Below are 22059 nucleotides of genomic sequence, written 5' to 3' on the forward strand. Positions count from 1 at the left end.
TCCTAACAGCCTTAAATCAATGGTTGATTAATCCATTAACCAATTCTTATTGCTTATGATATTAAATAATGAATAGAGGAGATAGGTGTATGTCAAAGATTATGGCCATTAATGCAGGAAGCTCATCTTTAAAATTTCAATTGATTGAAATGCCTGCAGAACGAGTAATTACAAAGGGAATTGTGGAGCGAATTGGTTTAAATGAATCAATTTTCTCAATTCTTGTCGATGGACACATGAAAAAGGAGACTGCGGAAATCCGCAATCATGAGAAAGCGGTTGAAATCCTTTTAGATAAATTAATTGCCCATCAAATTATTGATTCATTTCATGAAATAGATGGGGTTGGTCATCGAGTAGCTCACGGTGGCGAAGTCTTTACGGAATCGACGTTAGTTACATCGGAGCAATTGAAAAAGCTAGAGCCTCTGACTGAATTAGCTCCATTGCACAACCCAGCAAATATTTTAGGAATAAAAGCATTTCAACGTGTATTAGGCGAAGTACCTTCCGTGATGGTATTTGACACTGCTTTCCATCAAACGATGCCTGAGAGCACTTATTTGTATGCGTTACCGTACGATTACTATAAGAAATATGGCATACGTAAATACGGATTTCATGGAACATCGCACAAATTTGTTTCAGAGAGAGCAGCAGAAATATTAGGCAGACCGATCGAAAGCCTTCGACTTATCTCTTGTCACTTAGGCAATGGTGCAAGCATTGCCGCCATTGAAGGTGGGAAATCAATTGATACATCAATGGGTTTTACACCGCTTGAAGGCGTCGTGATGGGGACTCGCTCTGGAACGATTGATCCAGCGATTATTCCATTTATTATGATGAAAACAGGAAAAAGTGTTGATGAAGTATTAACGATTTTAAATAAGGAGAGTGGTTTATTAGGATTATCTGGTTTTTCAAGTGATCTCCGGGATATTGAAATGAAAGCGGAGCAGGGAGACCATCGCGCTGAGCTAGCACTTGATATTTTTGCTAGTCGTATTCACCAATATATTGGTTCATACGCTGCGCGAATGAATGGTGTAGATGCTGTTATCTTTACTGCAGGAATCGGGGAGAACAGTTCGACGATCCGGGCGAAGGTATTAAAAGGTTTGGAATTTATGGGAGTTTATTGGGATCCAGAGCAAAACAAAATAAATGAAGAAGAGATGTACATTAGTTACCCTCACTCTCTCGTTAAAGTTTTGAAGATTCCTACAAATGAAGAATTAATGATTGCAAGAGATGTTTATAAAATTTGTGATCAGATTTTCGTTAAAGGCTAAGCAGATGAGACGTTGCATCAGAGAAAGACCAAGGTGATTATGTTCTTGGTCTTTTATGTATAGTGCTACTAAGTAATGTATCCAATTGAAACTTATCCACTTGATGATAATAAATTGAGCGAGATGATTCTATGAATATACAGGAAATCATTGATTTTGACGCACTTCAGAGGGTTCAGGATTCTTTTACGAAAGCAACTGGTTTAGCTGCGATCACAGTGGATTTTCGTGGAAATCCGATAACAAAGTACAGCAACTTTTCGTCGTTCTGTGAAAAGATCCGCAAAAATCCAAAGCTTTATGATACTTGTCTCAAATGTGATGCTTTTGGTGGATTGGAGGCATCAAGAAGAGAAGGTGTCTTCATTTACCGTTGTCACACCGGACTGGTAGATTTTGCAGTACCCATTATAATAAAAGGGCGATTAATCGGTTCCATGCTTGTCGGACAAGTTAAGTCTAGTGATGATGATCATGAGAATCTTGAATATATTACGAGCAAATCTCTTGGATGGAAAGAAGATGAAGAGGTTTTGCAAGAGCTAGAAAAAGTACCAGTGATGTCTTATGAAAAGATTGCCGCCGTTGCAGATATGATGTTTCATGTCATTAATAGCATGGTAGAGAAGGATATTACTCAGTATGTGCAGGAAGAACTACGAGCGAAAGATCAGCAGCTGTTGGATCAAATGAAAATTCAAGCAGAGCTTGAAAAATCGCTTCTTACCAAACAAAATCAATTTTTTCGTCTTTTAGTAAATCCCAATTTTTTATTTAATGTGATCAATACAATGTCCTGTTTTGCTGTTATTGAAAAGGCGCCAAAGACACAAGATGTCATTCTTACATTCTCCGATATGATGAAGTACTTGATTACGAGCTATAATAGTTTAGTTACTGTCGAAGATGAAATTTCATATATGAATCTCTATTTAAAATTACAAAAAATTCGCTTTGGAGATAGAATGAACATTTCAATCGACATTCCTAGAGAATTAAGAACGATCCAAATCCCTCCAATGATTATTGTTGCCCTCTTAGATAATGCCATTATTCATGGACTTGAACCGAAAGAAGGCAATGGGACGATTATGGTAAGAGGTTCTGCAGATAATGAAGATTTCGTTTGTGAAGTGATCGACGATGGAGTGGGGATTTCAGTAGATAAAATAAATAGCTTCATGAAAGAGCAAGGAGTATCAGAACAAGATAATCAATTTAAGGGCATCGGTTTTAGACATGTAAACTTCAATTTGAGATTACTTTACGGAAATGATTATCAGCTTGAAATCGCGCAAAATCGAAAAGGTGGAACAACTGTTAGATTCAAAATCCCGATGGAATCTAATGGAGGGGTTCCACATGTATAATATCTTACTAGTTGATGATGAAATTATCGCCATTGAGGCTCTTAAAGTAATTTTTGCACAAATAGAAAATACGAGAGTAATAGGAGCAGCTAATTCTGCAGAGTCTGCGAAAGAGCTATTTGAAAACAGCCAGCTTCATATGACCTTCCTAGATATTAAAATACCTGGTGCGGATATCATCTATTTAATAAAATATATGAAGCGGAGAAATCCAAAAAATCGTATTATTTTATTAACAGATTATGGTTCCTATGATTTTGTATTTAAGGCATTAGAAATGGGAGCAGATTCGTATCTTTTAAAGCCGTATCGGCAAACAGACATTCTTCGCCTTGTTAATATGTATTTATCACAAGAACATGCTCAGTCAATAAACTTGGAACAAACGATGGAGCGTTTGCTTGGCTATGTGTCTAATGAAGATTATAATAACTCCATCAAAATGGCAGAAATCCTTACTGAACAATTGTTTTCGGAGTATGATAAAGAGCATGATAAAATCCATTTAACCACTCAGTCGCTCATTAAGATGCTGGATTTGATATGTCGGCAAAAAGGAATATTCCTCTCGCATAAGTTAGAATGGACTGCCTATCATGAAGTCGATACTCGTGATTTCCATAAAAAGCTTAAAATCCTTATTGATAGTATATTCGATACGATTAGAGATTCGAAAAGCGACCAAGAGATAAAAGTAATCCAAGCGGTGCTTAAATATATAGAAAAGAATTACCAAAAAGGGGTCACGCTCGAGGCAGCAGCGGAACATGTCCATTTAAGTCCCTATTATTTAAGTAAATTGTTCAAAAAAGAATTAAAGATCAATTTTGTTAATTATGTAACGAAACGAAAGATGGAAAAGGCGAAAGAACTTTTAGAATCAACAGATCTGCCTGTTATTAATATTGCTATGGAATTGAATTTTCAGGAGCCCAATTATTTTAGCAAGGTTTTTAAAAAAGTTGTTGGCTTAACTCCATCAGAATATCGCAAGCGGGCAGCAGAAATTAGTTCACAATCTGATATGTTAAAAAGACATACTAGTATATTAAACGGGAAATGGTTTATATAAGCAAAAAGTTACACCTGTCAAAGTTAAAGACAGGTGTTTTTTTGTTGTCTCAACCCATTATGAAAAGAGCTGGTTATACCTTTTAAAATCTGTTCAAATGTTAGAACAACTCCATTTTCTTCTAAGAGTTCAAAGTGGTCACAGAAATGAGGCGCGGTTTCATAGCGGAGTTGAGAAAAGTAGGATTAAAAAAATCCACTTCTAGAGCAAAAAAATATCTTTTTCTGGACAAAAAAAGATTGGTTGCTTGTCACAATCAAGGCAAATCTTTACCTATACTAGCCAATATTGTACAGAGAACGGTCACTTAAAAAGCCCTATTATAAAGCTTGTAAGGCGTTAGGAGAGTAATGGTAGCAAAGGAATTTTCTTTTCTACGGTTGCTCAAATCACTTTTTTAGAGGAGGAACTTAGAATGATTAAAGAAGCATTAGGCATGGTGGAAACAAAAGGGCTAATTGGTGCAATTGAGGCAGCTGACGCGATGGTGAAAGCAGCTAATGTTACGCTAATCGGTTACCAAAAAATCGGTTCTGGACTAATAACTGTTATGGTTCGAGGTGATGTAGGTGCTGTGAAAGCGGCTACAGATGCTGGGGCTGCGGCTGCAGAAAAAGTTGGAGAAGTAGTATCGATTCATGTAATTCCAAGACCACACGCAGAAGTAGAAGGGATCTTACCAAAATTAGAGCAATAATATTTTTTTTGGAGGTGCTAATAAATGAAGGAACAAATGATTGAAAAAATCATGGAAGAAGTCATGAAAAAGGTAGATGCTCCAAAGGAAGCGGAGCCTATAAAAAAGGAAAAGAGTTTCTGTGGTTTAACAGAGTTTGTCGGTGTTGGACGAGGTGACACAATCGGACTTGTTATTGCCAATGTTGATTCAAGTGTTCATGAAGCGATGAAGCTAGACAAAAAATATCGTTCGATCGGGATTATAGGAGCTCGTACAGGTGCAGGTCCACAAATTATGGCAGCCGATGAAGCTGTGAAAGCGACCAATACAGAAGTATTGACGGTTGAACTTGCGCGTGACACAAAAGGAGGAGCAGGCCACGGCTCGCTGATTATATTCGGTGCTGAGGATGTGGCTGATGCTCGACGTGCTGTGGAAGTTGCCTTGAAGGAATTAGAGCGGACATTCGGTGATGTTTATGGCAATGAAGCGGGCCATCTTGAATTCCAATATACAGCCCGGGCGAGTTACGCTTGTGAGAAAGCGTTTAATGCTGAAGTCGGAAAATCATTCGGTTTACTGGTTGGTGCTCCGGCTGCAATCGGTGTCGTTTTAGCTGATACAGCCGTAAAAGCTGCCAATGTTGACGTGATTGGTTATAGTTCACCAGCTCAAGGAACCAGTTTTTCAAATGAAGTGATTTTAACATTTAGCGGTGATTCGGGTGCTGTAAGGCAAGCTTTAATCGCAGCACGGGAAGTGGGAAAAAAATTATTAGGAACTCTTGGAAGCGAACCTGTATCAGATACAGTTCCTTACATCTAACTTGAGGAGGGAAATCAATGAAATCCAAACGTTTTCAAGTGTTGTCTGAGCGTCCGGTCAACCAGGATGGCTTTGTCGCTGAATGGCCTGAAGTGGGACTTGTGGCAATGAGTGGTCCAAATGACCCGAAGCCAAGTATAAGAATTGAGCGTGGCATCGTTGTGGAATTAGATGGCAAAAAGCGAGAGGAATTTGACTTTATTGATACGTTTATCGCAGATTATGCGATAAATTTAGAAAAAGCTGAAGAAGCGATGTCGATCGATTCAAACGAGTTTGCCAGAATGCTAGTCGATATTAATGTACCGAGGGAGAAGATCATTCCTCTTAGCACGGCGATGACTCCAGCTAAGCTTTGTGATGTTGTCAAAGATATGAACGTTGTCGAATTAATGATGGCGTTGCAAAAAATGAGAGCTAGAAAAACTCCTTCTAATCAATGTCATGTTACAAACTTGAAGGATAATCCAGTTCAAATAGCAGCGGACGCTGCTGAAGCAGCATTACGTGGCTTCGATGAACAAGAAACAACTGTAGGAATCGTCCGTTATGCTCCTTTCAATGCCCTTGGTCTTTTAGTCGGAGCCCAAACTGGACGTGGAGGAATTTTAACGCAATGTTCTGTTGAAGAAGCGACAGAGTTAGAAATGGGAATGCGGGGACTTACCTGTTATGCAGAAACGGTTTCTGTATATGGAACAGAGCCTGTTTTCGTCGATGGCGATGATACTCCTTTTTCTAAAGCATTTCTTGCATCCGCATATGCTTCACGCGGCTTGAAAATGCGCTTCACTTCAGGTACTGGCTCTGAGGTGCAAATGGGCTATGCTGAAGGGAAATCAATGTTATATCTTGAAGCACGCTGTATTTTTGTAACGAAAGGCGCCGGCTCACAAGGGCTGCAAAATGGTTCAATCAGTTGTATCGGTGTCCCTGGTGGGGTACCATCCGGAATTCGTGCTGTTTTAGCTGAGAACTTATTCACGACCATGATGGATATGGAGGTTGCCTCAGGTAATGACCAAACCTTCTCCCATTCTGATATTAGAAGAACCGCCAGAACTTTAATGCAAATGCTTCCAGGTACTGATTTTATTTTTTCAGGATACAGTGCTACGCCAAACTATGACAATATGTTTGCCGGTTCAAACTTTGACGCAGAAGATTTTGATGACTATAACGTGCTGCAGCGTGATTTAAAAGTAGATGGAGGATTGCGCCCGGTTTCTGAAGATGAAGTAGTGGCGATTAGAAATAAAGCAGCTAGAGCTATTCAAGTCGTTTTTGAGGGCTTAGGATTGCCTGCCATCACAGATCAAGAAGTAGAAGCTGCTACATATGCACACGGAAGTAATGATATGCCTGACCGCAATGTAGTAGAAGACTTAAGAGCGGCAGATGACATGATGAAACGTGGAATTACTGGAATTGACATTGTTAAAGCACTAAGTAAGGGCGGATTTGATGATGTAGCACAGAGTGTCCTAAATATGTTAAAACAACGTGTTTCAGGTGATTATTTACACACATCAGCGATTATTGATAAAGATTGGAAGATTGTCAGCGCCGTCAATGATTTAAATGATTATCAAGGACCTGGAACTGGCTACCGTATGAGTGACGCTCGATGGGAAGAAATTAAAGCCATTCCTCGTGCAATTCGTCCAGAAGATGTGAATTAAAACCGAAAGGGGTGTTATGTGAATGACTATTAACGAGAAGTTAATTAGAGAAGTGATAGAAGAGGTTTTAAAAGACTTCAATATGGAGGGAAAAACAGAAGCAATACCAGTTACGCAAACTGCTAGACAAGCAGTGATTCCTTCCAGCTCGAAAGGACTAGAAATCATCGAAAGTGGTTCTGCTGCTATTGGAACTAGAAAGGATGAAGTCGTGATTGCGGTTGCTGCAGCATTCGGTGTCCATCAAACAAAGACGATAGTGGGGCTCCCACATACCGAAGTATTGAGAGAAATTATCGCTGGAATTGAAGAAGAAGGCATATCAGCTCGTCTGATTCGTGTCTATCACACATCAGATGTTGGATTTGTCGCCCATCAAGCAGCGAAATTCAGCGGTTCAGGAATTGGGATTGGAATTCAATCCAAAGGTACAACTGTTATACATCAGAAGGATCTGCCGCCTTTATCAAATTTAGAATTGTTCCCGCAAGCGCCGCTATTAGATCCGGAAACATATCGATCCATTGGAAAAAATGCAGCGAAGTATGCAAAAGGGGAATCGCCAAACCCTGTGCCGACAAAAAATGATCAAATGGCGCGTCCGAAGTATCAGGCAATCGCTGCATTGCTTCATATTAAAGAAACGGAACATGTTGATCGAAGCAAAAAACCAACAGCTTTGCAAGTGAAATTCAACTAATACGGAGGTGAGCACTATGAATCAACAACTTATCGAGCAGATCGTGAAAGAGGTCATGTCTTCTATGGGAACGGTTTCGGAGGAGACAAGTAAAACTGATAGCATGACAGTTAAGGTTGATGCGCAAAAGGATTATCCGTTAGGAGAAAAACGACCTGAACTTATTAAAACTCCTACGAATAAAGATTTGGACCAAATTACACTCCAAGGTGTAATCGATGGAAGCGTAACGTCAGAGGATGTCCGAATTGCTCCCGAAACTTTAGAATTACAGGCCCAAGTGGCAGAGTCTATGAGAAGAAAACCGTTAGCGCAAAATTTCCGCAGGGCTGCTGAACTAATTGCGGTTCCAGACGAACGAATCCTTGAAATATATAATGCACTAAGACCATATCGTTCTACAAAAGAAGAATTGCTCGCTATCGCAGAGGAACTAGAAGGAAAATTTAATGCAAAAATGAATGCGAAACTAGTTCGTGAAGCTGCTGATGTATATGAAAAGCGTGACCGATTGAAAAAAGACTAGCATCTTGCGTTAGATTCCGGGAGGTAGAATCGATGAAATTGGTTGCAGGAGTGGATATCGGAAATGCCACAACAGAAGTTGCCATCGCTACCGTAACAGAAGATAAAAATGTTACTTTTTTGGCGAGCGATTTTGTACGAACAACAGGAATTAAAGGAACGCGGCAAAATATCCATGGTGTACTTGCTGCCATTAAACAAGCTCTTGGGAAAATTAATCGAAGGATAGAGGATTTAGACTTAGTTCGCATTAATGAGGCAGCCCCTGTAATTGGGGATGTGGCGATGGAAACGATCACGGAGACGATTATTACAGAGTCGACAATGATTGGCCACAACCCCTCTACTCCAGGGGGAGTGGGCTTGGGCATCGGGAAAACCATTGATATTATCGATTTGGACAATGCCAATAAGGAAGATGATTATATCGTATTAATCGGAAAGAAAGTTGATTTTGAAGATGCAGCTCGGTTCATTAATGCTGCTTTGAATAAAGGGATTACCATAACCGGAGCCGTAGCACAGAAAGACGACGGCGTTCTTATTAGCAACAGGATTGACAAAAAAATGCCTATTATAGATGAAGTCAGTCTGATTGAGAAAGTTCCGCTTGGAATGAAAGCAGCCATTGAGGTGGCTTCTCCAGGCGGTGTTGTAGAAGTCCTTGCTAACCCGTATGGGATCGCAACTGTATTTGATTTATCAAGTGAAGAAACGAAAATGATTGTTCCAATTGCTAGAGCATTGATCGGTAACCGTTCTGCTGTTGTCATTAAGACACCAAAGGGTGATGTTCAAGCGAGGAGCATTCCGGCAGGAAAGATTACCGTTTATGGGAAACGGAATTTAACGATTGATGTCGATGAAGGCGCCGAAAAAATGATGGAAGTATTAACTGCGGCCACGCCGATCGAAGATATAAAAGGAGAAGCGGGGACCAATGCTGGAGGGATGCTTGAACGGGTAAGACAAGTAATGTCTGAGTTAACGAAGCAGCATCCGGATGATATAAAAATTCAGGATTTATTGGCCGTCAATACATTTATTCCGCAAATGGTTAAAGGTGGCTTAGCAGAAGAATTTTCCATGGAAAATGCCGTTGGAATTGCAGCGATGGTCAAGGCTGACAAGTTGCAAATGCAAATGATAGCGAATGAATTGCGCACTCTAATCAGTGTAGAAGTTGAAGTTGGTGGTGTTGAAGCAGACATGGCCATAAGAGGCGCTCTTTCTACTCCTGGAACGAAGGTTCCCATTGCCATTGTTGATATGGGAGCAGGTTCAACAGATGCATCAATCATGACGAAGGCGGGAAAAACGACATCCGTACATTTAGCTGGTGCCGGGGATATGGTCACGATGCTGATCAATTCCGAATTAGGGTTGGATGACATTGGATTGGCTGAGGATATAAAAAAATACCCCCTTGCTAAAGTTGAAAGTTTATTCCATATTCGCCATGAAGATGGAACCGTACAATTTTTTGAGAATCCGTTAGAGCCTCAAGTATTTGCAAGAGTTGTTATTTTGAAGGAAGGGAGTATGATTCCTGTTCCAGGACAACTATCCGTTGAGAAAATAAAAATGGTGAGACGTGGAGCAAAAGAGAAGGTTTTTGTTACGAATGCATTACGCGCGTTGACAATGGTCTCACCAACAGGAAATATTCGCGATATGGAATTTGTTGTTTTAGTAGGAGGATCAGCTCTTGATTTCGAGGTACCTCAGTTAGTGACGGATGCGCTTTCTCAATACAGCGTTGTGGCTGGAAGAGGGAATATTCGAGGCACAGAAGGACCAAGAAATGCTGTAGCTACTGGTTTAATATTGGCTCTTGGTCAAGGGGGGAGGATTCAGTGAAAATAAACGATGGAAATGAGATTCAAGCGATCCATGTTTATTATCATGCAGAGCTGAATGATCCCTCCCTTTTTCGTACGCTGCTATATGGTATTGAAGAAGAAGGTATCCCCACATTTGTTAAAGAGAGCAAGCAGCAGTCAGCTTTGCAACTAAGCCATGAAGCTGCTCTTGATTCCACTTTAGGAGTTGGCATTGGAATTAGTCAGAACGGAAAGGTCATCCTGCATTATACGAAGCTTGATAAAAACCAACCCCTATTTGAGGTCAATCTTAGAGATCCAAATAAACTGAGAATTTTAGGTGCGAACGCTGCAAGACTTGTAAAAGGAATCCCATTTAAATCCTTTGAAATTGAAGAGGAAAAGGAGTTAGAACATGTTGAGCTTGTGGGAGAGGCATTAACAAAAGAGGATATTGCCAAAATAGTAGCGATTGTGGTGAAAAGATTGCTAGAAAGCAAGTAAAAGGGAGGTGTACCTTTGTCTATGGTCATGCGTGCATTAGGATTGATAGAAACAGTCGGTTTAGCAGCCGCAATAGAAGCTGCTGATGTAGCGGTTAAATCAGCCAACGTCTCATTAATAGGGTATGAGCTAACCAAGGGCGGCGGAATGGTAACGGTTAAATTTGCAGGCGATGTTGGCGCAGTGAAAGCGGCAGTTGAAGCAGGAGTCACAGCAGCGGAGAAAGTCGGGGGTGTTTTTAGTAAACAGATCATTCCACGAGTAGCTAGCGGTGTAGAAAAAATGGTTTATTCGAATGAGACGGTTGGTCTAGGAAAGCCCAACATGAATGGGGAATTGCAAAACGTTGTTGAGCAGGCGGAAGGAGGAACGCACGAAACGGACACGCCTAAAATAGAAGTGCCAGATGAAGTAAAAACTGACAACGCTCATGAGGAGAAAATGATCAAAGATGAAAATTCCAGTTCAAATGCGAATGCTAATGTCAGGCTTGTATCCATTTCTCCTTTGAATGAAGAGGAAACTACAGTAAAAACAGGCGCCGATGAAAACGAGACAGAAGAGATTGATTTAGATGTAATGGAGAAGCTAGAGGAAGATTTCAACAAAACGAGTGAAAAAGGAGAGTCGGAGGTTTGCAATATATGTAAAGATCCGCATTGTCCACGAAGAAAAGGGGACTTGAGGTCACTTTGTATTCATGAAAAAAAATGAGGAGGTATGGAAAATGAAGGATGCACTAGGAATGATAGAAACAAAAGGTTTGGTTGGGGCAATAGAAGCAGCAGATGCAATGGCTAAAGCAGCAAACGTCGCCTTATTAGGGTATCAGCAAATTGGCTCTGGACTTGTGACGGTAATGGTAAGAGGTGATGTTGGCGCGGTGAAGGCGGCAGTGGATGCTGGGGCAGCTGCAGCCGAAAGAGTCGGGAATGTCATTTCTGTTCATGTCATTGCGAGACCACATTCAGATGTGGAAATCATCCTCCCTGCAAAAAAAGATTGAAATTAAAGATAGGGGAGTTTTTATATGATATTGACAGAGCAATTGCAAGAGCAGATTATCCGAGAAGTTGTGCGGAGAGTGCAGACAATAGAAGAACAGCCGTACGTACCAATTGGAGTTTCTAACCGCCACATTCACTTAAAGCAGGAGGATCTCGAAATCCTGTTTGGGGCTGGCTATCAATTGACAAAATGGAAGGATTTGAAGCAACCCGGTCAGTTTGCTGCAAAAGAAACGGTAACCATTGTCGGCAATAAAGGCGAACTGGAGCATGTGAGAATTCTTGGTCCTGTTCGAAATATAACACAAGTGGAAATTTCGCGAACAGATAGCTTCAAGCTTGGCGTGCGCGCACCAGTTAAAGAATCTGGAAAAATAGCAGGGACACCAGGGATATTATTAAAAGGACCTTGTGGTGAGTTGGAAGTTACAGAGGGAGTTATTGTCGCATTTCGTCATATTCATGTTCCGCCACATTTCGCTGAAAAGTTCCAACTCAAAGATAAAGAATTAGTCGAAGTTGAACTAGGTGGCGAAAGAAAGACGATTTTTAAAAATGTATTGATTCGAGTTTCGGAAAAATATGTATTGGAGATGCATTTGGATACAGATGAAGCAAATGCAGCCGGTGTGGGTAACGGTGATCTTGGACTAATTCGGAAAGGCTAAAGATGCTTATGTCTATAAATCTCGAAAAAGTCAATAATTATATAACAAGCTTTGCAAGGTTGATAGATGAAAGGAGAGCAAACTTAGTTACAGAAAACTTTAAGGTTGGAGTCGATCTCGGTACAGCAAATATCATTATTTCTGTTGTTGATGAGCAAGGAAACCCAGTAGCAGGAGCCACGTATCCGGCTTCGGTGGTGAAGGACGGATTAGTAGTAGATTATGTAGGTGCTGTACAGATCGTCAAACAACTAAAGGAGCAAGTTGAGGAAATGATTGGAGTTCGGTTAACGCACGCTGCCACCGCTGTTCCACCAGGTACTATCGGCGGAAATATGAAAGCGATAGCCAATGTTGTTGAAGCTTGTGAGATGGAAGTGACAAATGTTATTGCTGAACCGACCGCAGCCGCTTCCGTACTAGGCATAACAGACGGAGCTGTTGTTGATGTTGGTGGTGGTACGACAGGTATAAGCATTATAAAAAAAGGAAAAGTCATTTTCACAGCAGACGAACCGACTGGAGGAACACATATGAGTTTGGTTGTTGCTGGACATTATCGAATTCCACTAACCGAAGCAGAGCAGTTAAAGAAAGAGCGCACGAAGCAAAATGAGATTTTTCCAGTCATAAAGCCAGTTGTTGAAAAAATGGCCGCAATTGTGAATAGACATGTGCAAGATTATGATGTGGAAAAAATTTACGTGGTAGGGGGCGCAAGCTGTTTTGATGATTTTGAAAAAGTCTTCTTTAAAGAAATTGGGATTGAAACAATTAAGCCTGCCCATCCGCTTCTGATTACCCCGCTTGGCATAGCTTTAAACAGTTGGAGATGAGGTGAAAGTATGAACACAGAGCTAATATTGGACAGTATTGTAGAAGAAGTCTTGAGGAGATTGCAGAATAGAAGCAAAAAAGCGACCGTTCTTTTTACTGGAGGATACGGAGGGTTTCAAGAGGCACTGCAACAGATTCAACTTCTACAGGCTGATGGTTGGGATTTGCAAATACTCCTTTCCAATAGTGCCGAATATGTTCTCACACCTCAATTGATAAAGGAGAAACTCAATAATTCCAAAGTGTACTGCGAAAGAGAGATTAAGGAATTACGTCCTTTTTATGAGGGAATCAGCGTCTTTATTGTCCCAACTTTGACGATTAATACGATGGTGAAAGTATCTTTGGGAATGGCTGATAATATGGCAACCAATTTAGCATCACATATGCTGATGAGCGGCATACCATTCATTGCTGCGAAGGATGCTTGCGATGTTGGGCATCCTCTTCGGCAAAACCTTGGTTTGAATAAAGGACAGCAAGCATATGTGAAGAAAATGAACGATTACCTTGAAATATTAGAAAGCTATGGAGTAATGCTTGTAGCTGCGAGGGAGCTTTTTCAAACTGTTCAAAAAAATATCTTTACTTTTTCCAAAAATGTCATTCAGGCATCAGCAGAAAAACAATCGAAGGTTTTTTTAAAGAAAAAGATTCTGACACGAGAGGATATCGCCCGGGCTAAGGAGAGAGGAATGGAAATAGAAATTCCCCGTACAACCATTTTAAGTCCTCTTGCACTTGATACAGCGAAAGAGCTTGGAGTGAAAATTGTTCAAGAAGAATAGGGGCAGGTGAATGGAAAAATGTATGTAGGTTTAGTCTTAGGAAGTGTTGTTGCAACCAGAAAAAGCGAAGAACTCGTCGGGAAAAAACTTCTTATTGTTCAACAAGTCAATCCGAAGGACGGCAATTTAGGCGCCTTTGAAGTTGCCGTCGATTCGGTAGGAGCAGGAACGGGCGAACATGTACTGGTGACAAAGGGGGAACCTGCCATGTATGTATTTGGAACGACTCCTTCGTGTATCGACTCGGCGATTGTTGGCATCGTCGATTCCATGGAAGTAAGTTAAGAGGATGTGACCTAAATGGCGATTTATACAAAAAAAGGTGATAAAGGTGAGACAGGGCTTCTAGGCGGCGGTCGCATTTCGAAGGATAGCCTCAAGGTGTCCTGTTATGGGACTCTGGACGAAGCGAATGCAGCGCTGGGTGTTGCTTTTTCGCAAATAGCCAATGATGAAATTAAGTCGATTATAAGGGAAATACAAAAACAACTTTTTGTTGTTGGGGCAGAATTAGCAAGCGATGAGAAGGGGAAGGACCTTTTAACGAATAAGATTAGCACAAAAGAAATAGTTGAATTTGAGGAACTCATAGATAAGTTTGAACAAACGATCGGTCCAATCCATGAATTTATCATTCCTGGAGATACGAACGCCTCCGCCAATCTCCATTTATCGCGAGCGATTATACGGAGAGCAGAGCGACTGATTGTAGAACTTGCGAAGACATCGATTGTCAGAAGCGAAGTTATCCAATATGTAAACCGTTTATCAGATCTTTTGTTTATGCTGGCTCGATCCGAAGTATACTACTGCCAGCTGGAAGAGATAAAAACAAAAGTTATCGGGAGGCTAGAAGCTTTAAAAGGCAGAGGTGCTCCGTTTGGCCTTTCGTTACAATTAGCATCTGCAATGGCACAAGCAGCTGAAAAAAAAGCGATGGAAATAGGTGTTCCAGTGGTGATTTCGATTGTCGATTCTGCTGGACATGCAATTTTATTACATCGTATGGAAAATTCTTTATTAGCAAGCTTAGAGCTTGCGCTCAATAAGGCTTATACTTCCGTTGCTTTAAAAATGGCGACCCATGAACTTGCTCCAATTATTCAACCTGGAACAGAGCTTTATGGAATTCAAATGACAAATCAGAAAATTGTCACGTTTGGTGGTGGATATCCACTTAAGCTTGAAGAACAAGTTATAGGTGGTATTGGTGTCAGCGGTGGGACGGTTGAAGAGGATATGGTCATTGCAACAGAAGCAATTGAAGTATTTTTGAGAAAGAAAGAGGAGGATTAAATTGGCTATTGAAGAATGGGGAATAGAAGAAATTGTAAGAAGAGTATTGGAGGAAATGAGTTCGACGAGGAGTGAACCTCAAGGCAGCATTGGAAATGGAATATTTTTGGATATGAATGATGCTATTGAGGCTGCGGAAGTTGCTCAAAAAGAACTTGTTAAGCTTTCTTTTGAAGAAAGAGGCAAAATCATTGAATCTATTCGCAGGGCCGCCATCGAAAACGCAGAATTCTTTGCTCAAATGGCAGTTGATGAAACGGGCATGGGAAATTACAAAGATAAAGTGATTAAAAATATTCTTGCTGCTGAAAAAACGCCTGGAATTGAAGACTTAAGAACCGAATCTTTTTCAGGAGACAATGGATTAACGATTGTTGAGCTATCTCCTTATGGTGTTATCGGCTCTATTACGCCGACAACAAATCCAACAGAAACGATTATATGCAATTCTATCGGGATGATTGCAGCGGGAAATTCAATTGTTTACAGTCCACATCCGACAGCGAAAGAAACTTCAATTAAAGCGATTGAAGTATTGAATAAAGCGATCGTTGAGGCTGGCGGACCTGACAATGTCATTACAACGGTGCAGGAGCCAACGATTGAACAGGCAAACGTGATGATGAAACATAAAAAAATCAGAATGCTGGTGGCAACAGGCGGTCCAGGCGTTGTCAAAGCGGTCTTATCAAGTGGGAAAAAAGCGATTGGCGCCGGTGCAGGAAATCCACCTGCACTCGTTGATGAAACGGCAGATTTAGAAAAGGCAGCGAAGGACATTATTGATGGTTGCAGCTTTGATAACAACCTGCCTTGTGTAGCAGAAAAAGAAGTCATTGTGGTTGAAAAGGTTGCTGATTACTTAGTTTCTTATATGACGAGAAATGGGGCATTTCTTATAAAGAGCAAGGATCAGATCGAGAAATTAACGGAATTGGTTGTCGATAATGGACACGCTAATAAGAAATTTGTGGGGAAAGACCTTACCTATATTCTAAAGCATATTGGCACTGAAGTACCAGCCGGTGCAAAAGTCGCAATTATGAATGTTGAGGGCAACCATCCTTTGGTATCAGCCGAATTAATGATGCCTATTCTGCCAATTGTACGGGTTGAAGACGTGGATGCTGCGATTGATTTGGCGGTTAAAGTGGAGCACGGCTTCCGTCATACAGCGATTATGCATTCAAAGAACGTCGACAATCTCACCAAATTTGCAAAGGCAATCCAAACGACAATCTTTGTAAAAAATGGACCGTCCTATGCGGGAATCGGCGTTGGAGGGGAAGGCTATACCACCTTTACAATTGCTGGTCCTACAGGAGAAGGGCTAACATCGGCAAAAAACTTTGCTAGAAGAAGAAAATGTGTTTTAGTAGATGGTCTATCAGTTAGATAACAATAATAAGCTAGCGCACTTTACTAAATTCTATTTTTCCATAATTAAGCTCAAAAAAGAATTTGAAGAGGAGAGGGTTGTATGTCCTGGGAATTAATTTTAGCATCATTTGGTGGTGGGGTATTTGGTGCATTATTTGGAGCATTGCCGGCTTTCATTTTTGCTGGGTTTGTCGGATTAATTGGGGTAGGCGTCATCGCAGCTGGTGGGCCTCCGACTATATTGAATGATGTCGTATTTGGAACATTGCTAGGTCCTCATATTGCATTTGCCGGTGGTGTCGCAGCTGCGGCATTTGCCGCAAACAAAAAGAAAGTGCTTGACAGTGCATTGGATATTGTAACTCCTTTAAAGAAGACAAATGATATTAGTGTTTTATTGATCGGCGGGATGTTTGGAATTATCGGTCATCTTATTAACAGCGCATTGGTTCATTTTGAAACACCTGTCGATACAGTTGCTTTAACGGTGTTTATCTCATGTGTTATCTCTCGATTTGTTTTTGGCAAATCAGGATTAATTGGAAAGTTTGCACCCACGAATGGAGAGAAGAGGGATTTTGCACCTGGGGCGAAATCCTTATGGTTTATCATAATCTATTCGCTCGGATTTGGACTGGTTATTTCCTATCTTGTTGATCTTACTCAGATTAATGTTCTTGGTTTTGTTATCAGCGCATCTCTTTTAATCCTTTTACAATTTGGATTTGATATTCCAGCAACACATCATATCACCCTGGTAGCTGGTTACGCTACAATTGCTACTGGCAGCATACTGTACGGCGCATTGTTTGCAGTAATTGCTGGAGTTCTTGGAGAAATTGCAGACAAAACGTTTAATTCCTATGTAGATACGTATATTGATCCTCCAGCGACAACAATCTTTATTTGCAGTTTCTTCATCTTTGTATTTATGTGATTATTTTCACAATTTAAGAAGCTTTAAGCTAGAGACACGGAGGTAGCGGCAGATGAAATCCTTTTTTGTAGGACCAAAAATTTATAACGGCAGCGATTCCATTGACTATTTGAAAGAATTAAAGGCAAGAAAGGCCTTTCTTGTTACCGATCAAATGATGGTGAAGTTCGGGATCGCAGATGCTATTACAGATCGATTGCAAGCAGGAGCTTGTAAAATTTTTGCAGAGGTGGAGCCAAATCCTTCGCTTGAAACCGTTCAAAACGGTCTTGCTTTTTTTCTTGAAGAGAAGCCAGATGTGATAATCGCTCTCGGCGGAGGCTCACCCATTGATGTAGCAAAAGCAATCCTACTTTTTTATTATCAAATAATGGAAAAAAAACCAGGCGATAAAAGAGGTGTTAAACCATTATTTATTGCGATACCTACCACCAGTGGAACGGGTTCTGAGGTTACATCATACTCGGTTGTTACAGATATGACAAACAATATAAAGATTCCTTTAAATGATGAGCGAATGATTCCAGATGTAGCCATTTTAGATGAACAATTGACAAAAACGGTTCCACCTTCCGTCACGGCTGATACAGGAATGGATGTATTGACCCATGCCATAGAAGCATATGTTTCCAATAGGGCAACAGAATTTACAGATCTGTATGCCGAAAAGGCGATAAAGAGTGTCTTTAAGTATTTGCTTAGAGCATTTCGATTTGGCAATGATTTGGAAGCGAGAGGGAAATTGCATCTTGCCTCATGTATGGCCGGTATTGCATTTACAAATGCTTCATTAGGAATTACCCACAGCTTAGCTCATGCGATAGGAGCCAAGTTTCATATGTCGCATGGCAGAAGCAATGCCTTATTGCTCCCTTACGTTATCCAGTATAATGGCGGATTATGCGACAATACCTATCAAACTTCAGAGGCTGCCAAGAAGTATATGGAGTTGACAAAAATCCTTGGGTTACCTTGCTCAACTCGAAAAGAAGCTGTCATCAGTCTTTCTACCGCCATAAAAGTGCTAAATGAAAAATTGGGAATTCCACAGACTATGCAGGCGGCTAATATTGCTGAACTCTCATATGAGAGGCATTTATTAGAGATTGTCAAGAGTGCACAAAAGGACATATGTACACAAGGAAATCCAAAGGAAGTGTCAGAAGCAGATTTTACAAACTTATTAAAGTGGATTTATAAAGGATAAAAATTTACAAGATAAGGGAGGAAAATGCAATGAGGAGATATCGATTCAAAAGCTTTCTTCCTAAGTTCGTTTATCGCTGGCTGATTAAGCAGTAAAAAGTGAAACTTTAAAGCAATGTAGTAAAATTTTGGCCTTGCTCGATTTTCTTTAGAGTCAAGGCCTTGAACAACCTGAGCTCTTGCTTTCGCGGAGTTGAAGAAAGCATCAGGTGCTGAAATTAAATGAGTTCATCATTCATGATCCTCTGTCCGCTTCTTTTGCAAGAAATGCACAAATGAAAAAGGTGCAAGAAAACAAATGAAAACAATTGCGCCGACAAGCAGTGCTTCATTAACGCTGCTTTTGTCAGGACCTAATACGGCGAGCAGCATGACAGCGATACCGACTCCTAAAGAAAGCATGATAACTCGATAATAGGGTGCCGGTTTTTTTCGTGGATTTGTATTTTCATAGGTGTCAACAGAAATTCTGAGGTTTAGCCAACCTAAAACAACTGCAGAAAGCATAAAGACGATCCATATTGGATTTGCTCTAGCCTGAGTAAATCCCACGGTTATCGTTTCATACAGTAGAATTGCGAGAATCCCAACCGTTTGTACGATAAAAGCGATGCGAATATTTTTTAAACTTTGCATTTGTAATCGTTCATCTTTAATTATCTTCATGTTTTTGATTCCTCCTGATCAATCCAAAATAACTCATCCAATGATTTGTTGACGGCATAACAAATCTCTAGGCATAATTTCAAGGATGGATTATATTTGCCTTTTTCTATCAAACTAATGGTTTGCCGAGTGACCCCAATTTTTTCTGCAAGTTGTTGCTGTGTTAAATCAACTTGAATTCTAGCGATTTTAACGTTATTCTCCACCTTTAAAGTTCACCTCTCACACCCATTGTAACATATAATTGACATAATGTAATATATATATTACTTTTTGAGTGAACTTGATTGGAACAATTTGAAAAAATTATTGACAAAAGCCTCAAATCATTATAAAGTTTAAGCAAAGTTTTAAACCTAGTAAATAAGTTGGTAAAGTAAGAAAAATGCCTTTTGGTCAACCAATGGCTCCTTTATTCCTTCACGTTTTACAACGTAGTGAATAAAGGAGTCTTTTTTTACACAAAAAGGAAGAAGGGAGAGCTATACATGGGAAAATGGCTTCGTCATGCTGTCGAAAAACGGCGCAATGATCTGATTTGTAGACTCCATCCTTATTTCGTCTGTCAAAAAGAAGAAAATGAATTATATAAACTTTCATTAAGCGAGCTGGAAGAAGAATTTAGAAACTTAAAAATGGAGCTGCATCCGCATAGTGAATTGAATTCTATTCGCTGGAGCAATAAATCATACTTTAGTTGATATGGCACCTGAGACGTTTTATTCAAAAGGTGTGTTATATGACGGTGTTGCTGTTTACTTAAAAATATTATTAATCAATGTTTATCATGACCTGCTGCTGCATTTTTAATTAAGAAAAATATTCTTAAAATTGAGTCCTTATATTCGCAAATCAAAAATTAGACGTTTATAGTAAAAGTGTATGAAATGAGAGGAGGATGATGGATGTTAAAAACTCATATCGGAAGAACGGATTTGCAAGTAAACCCGATCGGACTGGGGGCAAATGCGATTGGTGGCCATAATATTTATGAGGATATTGACGAAACAATTTCAAAAAAAATCATTCGTACTGCAATTGATAATGGCATGAATTTCATTGATACTGCTTATTTTTATGGTTTAGGCAGGTCAGAGGAATTAATTGGTGAAGTCATGAAAGAACATGGTAAACGGGATGATTTTGTCATTGCCTCAAAAGCGTCCTATACGTTTGTTGATCACAAGGTCGTTCACAATAATACACCGCAATTTTTGATTGAAAGCGTAGAAGATTCATTAAGAAGACTTCAAACGGATTATATTGATTTATTTTATATTCATTTTCCTGATGAAACAACGCCTAAAGCAGAAGCAGTAGGTGCATTGCAAAGGCTAAAAGAGCAAGGGAAGATAAGAGCTATCGGTGTTTCGAATTTTAATTTAGAGCAGTTAATGGAAGCAAATCAAGATGGCTATGTCGAAGTGCTGCAATCCCATTACAATTTGTTCAACCGGGAAGCGGAACGAGAGATATTTCCTTACGTGACGGAGAAAGAAATTTCTTTCATCCCGTATTTCCCGTTAGCAAAAGGCTTGTTAACAGGGAAGTATAAAAAAGATACGCCATTAACCGATAGTCAAAAGCAGCACCCATTATTTAAAGGGGATGCTTACTTTGAGAATTTGGCTAAAATGGATCAATTACATAAAATCGCTAATGAGAAAAATTGTCAGGTTGGTCATGTTGTTTTGGCATGGTATTTAACTCGGGAGGCGATTAATGCCGTTATTCCAGGAGCAAAAACGCCTGAACAAATTACCAGTAATCTTAAAGCTGTCGAAGTCCAATTAACAGAGCTTGAAGTGGCGGCTATTGATCGCATTTTTGCAAGCAAATAATTAATCTTACTCTACAGCGACTAAGGTAGTTTAATTAATCATGCCGACGCTAATTGGCAGAGGGGAAACTTATTGATAGATTTTATTAAATTATACAGATAGTGTTATCGAGAGTTTTATCGATTGGGTCAAGAAAGAATAAAAATTCCAATGCAAAAAAAGCAAAAGGGAGAAAACGATAAAGGCAGCCGCATTTTCCAAAGGAATTTTTATTTCGTATTGACGATCACATCAGTGAAAACTTTCTTTTTTCACCTAAAGTTAATTTGCCACTATTTCCGCTAATAGTGGCATTTCTTTTAATTGATTTCTTGCTCTTCTTATCCTTGTTTTTACTGTAGATATCGGCAGTTGTTTGGCTGTGCTTATTTCTAGTAATGACTTGTCCTTAAAATAGTATAAAAGAATGGGCTCCCGGTAAATCGTAGGCAACTCGTTGATCGTATCGATCATTTCTTCTGTTGAATATTTAGTTAACACATAATCCTCAGGCTCTGGGATCGAACACTCCATTACATAATGATAAACCTTTTCCTCCCAGAATTTTTGGAGGGTCTTTTGCTTTCTCCAAAAATCACGACATTTGTTGATTGCGATCTTATACATCCAGCTCTTGAAATTAGCTCGCGCTTCAAATTGTTCTAACTTTAAATACGCTGCAATTAATACTTCCTGATATAAATCTTCTGCTAATTCCTTATTTCCTACTTGTTTATATATATAGAGAGATAATGAGGAACCATTTTCTCTAATCCAGTCTTCAAATTCAAATCGCTTATTTTTTTCAGGTATTATTTTCATTGGGTCTCCCTCTTCCGATCAGTTAAAACATTCAAATAAACTGATTAAATATCAAACCTACATGAAAAAAGCGAAAACCTCTGCATTCCAACGTGCTCGTTTAGTCAGGCATTTTTTTATGGAAAGTCGTTTTATACACTTATGTTTAGAGCCAGAT

General features: G+C 39.8%; 24 protein-coding genes and 1 pseudogene. 22 read left to right on the plus strand and 3 right to left on the minus strand.

The window, feature by feature from the left end:
- The first annotated feature begins 89 nt into the window (after positions 1–89).
- The 20 genes and pseudogenes from FCJ93_RS16040 (at position 90) to FCJ93_RS16135 (ending at position 18595) form a co-directional block, all read left to right on the plus strand.
- Positions 90–1295, plus strand: coding sequence for an acetate kinase (locus FCJ93_RS16040; RefSeq protein ID WP_095308400.1), 1206 nt, complete (start codon positions 90–92; stop codon positions 1293–1295).
- Between the two features lie 131 nt (positions 1296–1426).
- Positions 1427–2665 carry a PocR ligand-binding domain-containing protein gene (locus tag FCJ93_RS16045; protein WP_095308406.1) on the plus strand — a complete coding sequence of 413 codons (1239 nt, stop codon included), beginning with the start codon at positions 1427–1429 and terminating at the stop codon, positions 2663–2665.
- The gene (locus FCJ93_RS16050) at positions 2658–3737 is read left to right on the plus strand and encodes a helix-turn-helix domain-containing protein (RefSeq protein WP_095308410.1); all 1080 of its coding nucleotides are present in this window, start codon (positions 2658–2660) and stop codon (positions 3735–3737) included. The genes FCJ93_RS16045 and FCJ93_RS16050 overlap by 8 nt, the downstream gene beginning before the upstream one ends.
- Positions 3738–4152: 415 nt before the next feature.
- Positions 4153–4434 (plus strand): propanediol utilization microcompartment protein PduA, encoded by a 282-nt coding sequence (gene pduA, locus FCJ93_RS16055; protein WP_095308416.1) that lies wholly within the window; start codon positions 4153–4155, stop codon positions 4432–4434.
- Positions 4435–4458: 24 nt separating this feature from the next.
- Entirely contained in the window at positions 4459–5241 is a 783-nt protein-coding gene (gene pduB / locus FCJ93_RS16060) for a propanediol utilization microcompartment protein PduB (RefSeq protein WP_095308421.1), read from the plus strand.
- A gap of 17 nt (positions 5242–5258) precedes the next feature.
- Positions 5259–6923, plus strand: coding sequence for a propanediol/glycerol family dehydratase large subunit (locus FCJ93_RS16065; protein ID WP_137744171.1), 1665 nt, complete (start codon positions 5259–5261; stop codon positions 6921–6923).
- 22 nt (positions 6924–6945) lie between these two features.
- Entirely contained in the window at positions 6946–7623 is a 678-nt protein-coding gene (locus FCJ93_RS16070; RefSeq protein WP_095308429.1) for a propanediol/glycerol family dehydratase medium subunit, read from the plus strand.
- A gap of 16 nt (positions 7624–7639) precedes the next feature.
- Positions 7640–8149 carry a diol dehydratase small subunit gene (locus FCJ93_RS16075; RefSeq protein WP_095308435.1) on the plus strand — a complete coding sequence of 170 codons (510 nt, stop codon included), beginning with the start codon at positions 7640–7642 and terminating at the stop codon, positions 8147–8149.
- Between the two features lie 32 nt (positions 8150–8181).
- On the plus strand, positions 8182–10008 hold the full coding sequence (locus tag FCJ93_RS16080) for a diol dehydratase reactivase subunit alpha (RefSeq protein ID WP_095308442.1): 1827 nt from the start codon (positions 8182–8184) through the stop codon (positions 10006–10008).
- Positions 10005–10475: a glycerol dehydratase reactivase beta/small subunit family protein gene (locus FCJ93_RS16085; RefSeq protein ID WP_095308449.1), complete on the plus strand. Its 471-nt coding sequence runs from the start codon at positions 10005–10007 to the stop codon at positions 10473–10475. Before FCJ93_RS16080 ends, FCJ93_RS16085 begins: the two co-directional genes overlap by 4 nt.
- 21 nt (positions 10476–10496) lie before the next feature.
- Positions 10497–10763 (plus strand): annotated as a pseudogene (locus FCJ93_RS25500) (BMC domain-containing protein); the annotation flags it as partial.
- 439 nt (positions 10764–11202) lie between these two features.
- Positions 11203–11481, plus strand: coding sequence for a BMC domain-containing protein (locus FCJ93_RS16095; protein WP_095308454.1), 279 nt, complete (start codon positions 11203–11205; stop codon positions 11479–11481).
- 30 nt (positions 11482–11511) lie between these two features.
- On the plus strand, positions 11512–12150 hold the full coding sequence (pduL, locus tag FCJ93_RS16100) for a phosphate propanoyltransferase (RefSeq protein WP_235879519.1): 639 nt from the start codon (positions 11512–11514) through the stop codon (positions 12148–12150).
- 2 nt (positions 12151–12152) lie between these two features.
- Positions 12153–12986 (plus strand): ethanolamine utilization protein EutJ, encoded by an 834-nt coding sequence (eutJ, locus tag FCJ93_RS16105; protein WP_235879516.1) that lies wholly within the window; start codon positions 12153–12155, stop codon positions 12984–12986.
- Positions 12987–12995: 9 nt separating this feature from the next.
- Complete coding sequence (locus FCJ93_RS16110) at positions 12996–13775, plus strand: flavoprotein (protein ID WP_137744173.1); 780 nt, start codon at positions 12996–12998, stop codon at positions 13773–13775.
- A gap of 18 nt (positions 13776–13793) precedes the next feature.
- Entirely contained in the window at positions 13794–14060 is a 267-nt protein-coding gene (locus FCJ93_RS16115; protein WP_137744174.1) for a EutN/CcmL family microcompartment protein, read from the plus strand.
- A gap of 15 nt (positions 14061–14075) precedes the next feature.
- Complete coding sequence (locus FCJ93_RS16120; protein WP_137744175.1) at positions 14076–15071, plus strand: cob(I)yrinic acid a,c-diamide adenosyltransferase; 996 nt, start codon at positions 14076–14078, stop codon at positions 15069–15071.
- A gap of 7 nt (positions 15072–15078) precedes the next feature.
- A complete protein-coding gene (locus tag FCJ93_RS16125) occupies positions 15079–16470 on the plus strand; it encodes an aldehyde dehydrogenase family protein (RefSeq protein ID WP_095308733.1) in 1392 nt (463 codons plus the stop codon).
- Between the two features lie 81 nt (positions 16471–16551).
- The gene (locus tag FCJ93_RS16130; protein ID WP_095308482.1) at positions 16552–17388 is read left to right on the plus strand and encodes a hypothetical protein; all 837 of its coding nucleotides are present in this window, start codon (positions 16552–16554) and stop codon (positions 17386–17388) included.
- Positions 17389–17440: 52 nt separating this feature from the next.
- Entirely contained in the window at positions 17441–18595 is a 1155-nt protein-coding gene (locus FCJ93_RS16135) for a 1-propanol dehydrogenase PduQ (protein ID WP_095308489.1), read from the plus strand.
- A 230-nt stretch (positions 18596–18825) separates the two neighbouring features.
- Here the strand turns inward: FCJ93_RS16135 and FCJ93_RS16140 are convergent, their stop codons facing one another.
- Positions 18826–19260 carry a hypothetical protein gene (locus FCJ93_RS16140; RefSeq protein WP_095308496.1) on the minus strand — a complete coding sequence of 145 codons (435 nt, stop codon included), beginning with the start codon at positions 19258–19260 and terminating at the stop codon, positions 18826–18828.
- Positions 19257–19466, minus strand: coding sequence for a helix-turn-helix transcriptional regulator (locus FCJ93_RS16145; protein ID WP_095308504.1), 210 nt, complete (start codon positions 19464–19466; stop codon positions 19257–19259). Before FCJ93_RS16145 ends, FCJ93_RS16140 begins: the two co-directional genes overlap by 4 nt.
- A 282-nt stretch (positions 19467–19748) precedes the next feature.
- Here FCJ93_RS16145 and FCJ93_RS16150 point away from each other — a divergent pair, with 282 nt between their 5' ends.
- Positions 19749–19961, plus strand: a complete 213-nt coding sequence (locus tag FCJ93_RS16150; RefSeq protein WP_095308511.1) for a Fur-regulated basic protein FbpA — start codon at positions 19749–19751, stop codon at positions 19959–19961.
- Positions 19962–20165: 204 nt separating this feature from the next.
- Positions 20166–21101 (plus strand): aldo/keto reductase, encoded by a 936-nt coding sequence (locus tag FCJ93_RS16155; RefSeq protein WP_095308519.1) that lies wholly within the window; start codon positions 20166–20168, stop codon positions 21099–21101.
- Between the two features lie 261 nt (positions 21102–21362).
- On the opposite strand, the gene FCJ93_RS16160 is transcribed toward FCJ93_RS16155, so the two are convergent.
- Positions 21363–21902: an RNA polymerase sigma factor gene (locus FCJ93_RS16160; RefSeq protein WP_137744176.1), complete on the minus strand. Its 540-nt coding sequence runs from the start codon at positions 21900–21902 to the stop codon at positions 21363–21365.
- Positions 21903–22059 lie beyond the last annotated feature (157 nt).

The organism is Robertmurraya siralis (assembly GCF_005502275.1).
Classification (GTDB): Bacteria; Bacillota; Bacilli; order Bacillales; family Cytobacillaceae; genus Robertmurraya; species Robertmurraya siralis.

Coding starts and splice junctions, on each gene's coding strand:
- FCJ93_RS16040 (WP_095308400.1), top strand. CDS start 90: ATGTCAAAGATTATGGCCATTAATGCAGGAAGCTCATCTTTAAAATTT.
- FCJ93_RS16045 (WP_095308406.1), top strand. CDS start 1,427: ATGAATATACAGGAAATCATTGATTTTGACGCACTTCAGAGGGTTCAG.
- FCJ93_RS16050 (WP_095308410.1), top strand. CDS start 2,658: ATGTATAATATCTTACTAGTTGATGATGAAATTATCGCCATTGAGGCT.
- pduA (WP_095308416.1), top strand. CDS start 4,153: ATGATTAAAGAAGCATTAGGCATGGTGGAAACAAAAGGGCTAATTGGT.
- pduB (WP_095308421.1), top strand. CDS start 4,459: ATGAAGGAACAAATGATTGAAAAAATCATGGAAGAAGTCATGAAAAAG.
- FCJ93_RS16065 (WP_137744171.1), top strand. CDS start 5,259: ATGAAATCCAAACGTTTTCAAGTGTTGTCTGAGCGTCCGGTCAACCAG.
- FCJ93_RS16070 (WP_095308429.1), top strand. CDS start 6,946: ATGACTATTAACGAGAAGTTAATTAGAGAAGTGATAGAAGAGGTTTTA.
- FCJ93_RS16075 (WP_095308435.1), top strand. CDS start 7,640: ATGAATCAACAACTTATCGAGCAGATCGTGAAAGAGGTCATGTCTTCT.
- FCJ93_RS16080 (WP_095308442.1), top strand. CDS start 8,182: ATGAAATTGGTTGCAGGAGTGGATATCGGAAATGCCACAACAGAAGTT.
- FCJ93_RS16095 (WP_095308454.1), top strand. CDS start 11,203: ATGAAGGATGCACTAGGAATGATAGAAACAAAAGGTTTGGTTGGGGCA.
- eutJ (WP_235879516.1), top strand. CDS start 12,153: ATGCTTATGTCTATAAATCTCGAAAAAGTCAATAATTATATAACAAGC.
- FCJ93_RS16110 (WP_137744173.1), top strand. CDS start 12,996: ATGAACACAGAGCTAATATTGGACAGTATTGTAGAAGAAGTCTTGAGG.
- FCJ93_RS16115 (WP_137744174.1), top strand. CDS start 13,794: ATGTATGTAGGTTTAGTCTTAGGAAGTGTTGTTGCAACCAGAAAAAGC.
- FCJ93_RS16120 (WP_137744175.1), top strand. CDS start 14,076: ATGGCGATTTATACAAAAAAAGGTGATAAAGGTGAGACAGGGCTTCTA.
- FCJ93_RS16130 (WP_095308482.1), top strand. CDS start 16,552: ATGTCCTGGGAATTAATTTTAGCATCATTTGGTGGTGGGGTATTTGGT.
- FCJ93_RS16135 (WP_095308489.1), top strand. CDS start 17,441: ATGAAATCCTTTTTTGTAGGACCAAAAATTTATAACGGCAGCGATTCC.
- FCJ93_RS16140 (WP_095308496.1), bottom strand. CDS start 19,260: ATGAAGATAATTAAAGATGAACGATTACAAATGCAAAGTTTAAAAAAT.
- FCJ93_RS16150 (WP_095308511.1), top strand. CDS start 19,749: ATGGGAAAATGGCTTCGTCATGCTGTCGAAAAACGGCGCAATGATCTG.
- FCJ93_RS16155 (WP_095308519.1), top strand. CDS start 20,166: ATGTTAAAAACTCATATCGGAAGAACGGATTTGCAAGTAAACCCGATC.
- FCJ93_RS16160 (WP_137744176.1), bottom strand. CDS start 21,902: ATGAAAATAATACCTGAAAAAAATAAGCGATTTGAATTTGAAGACTGG.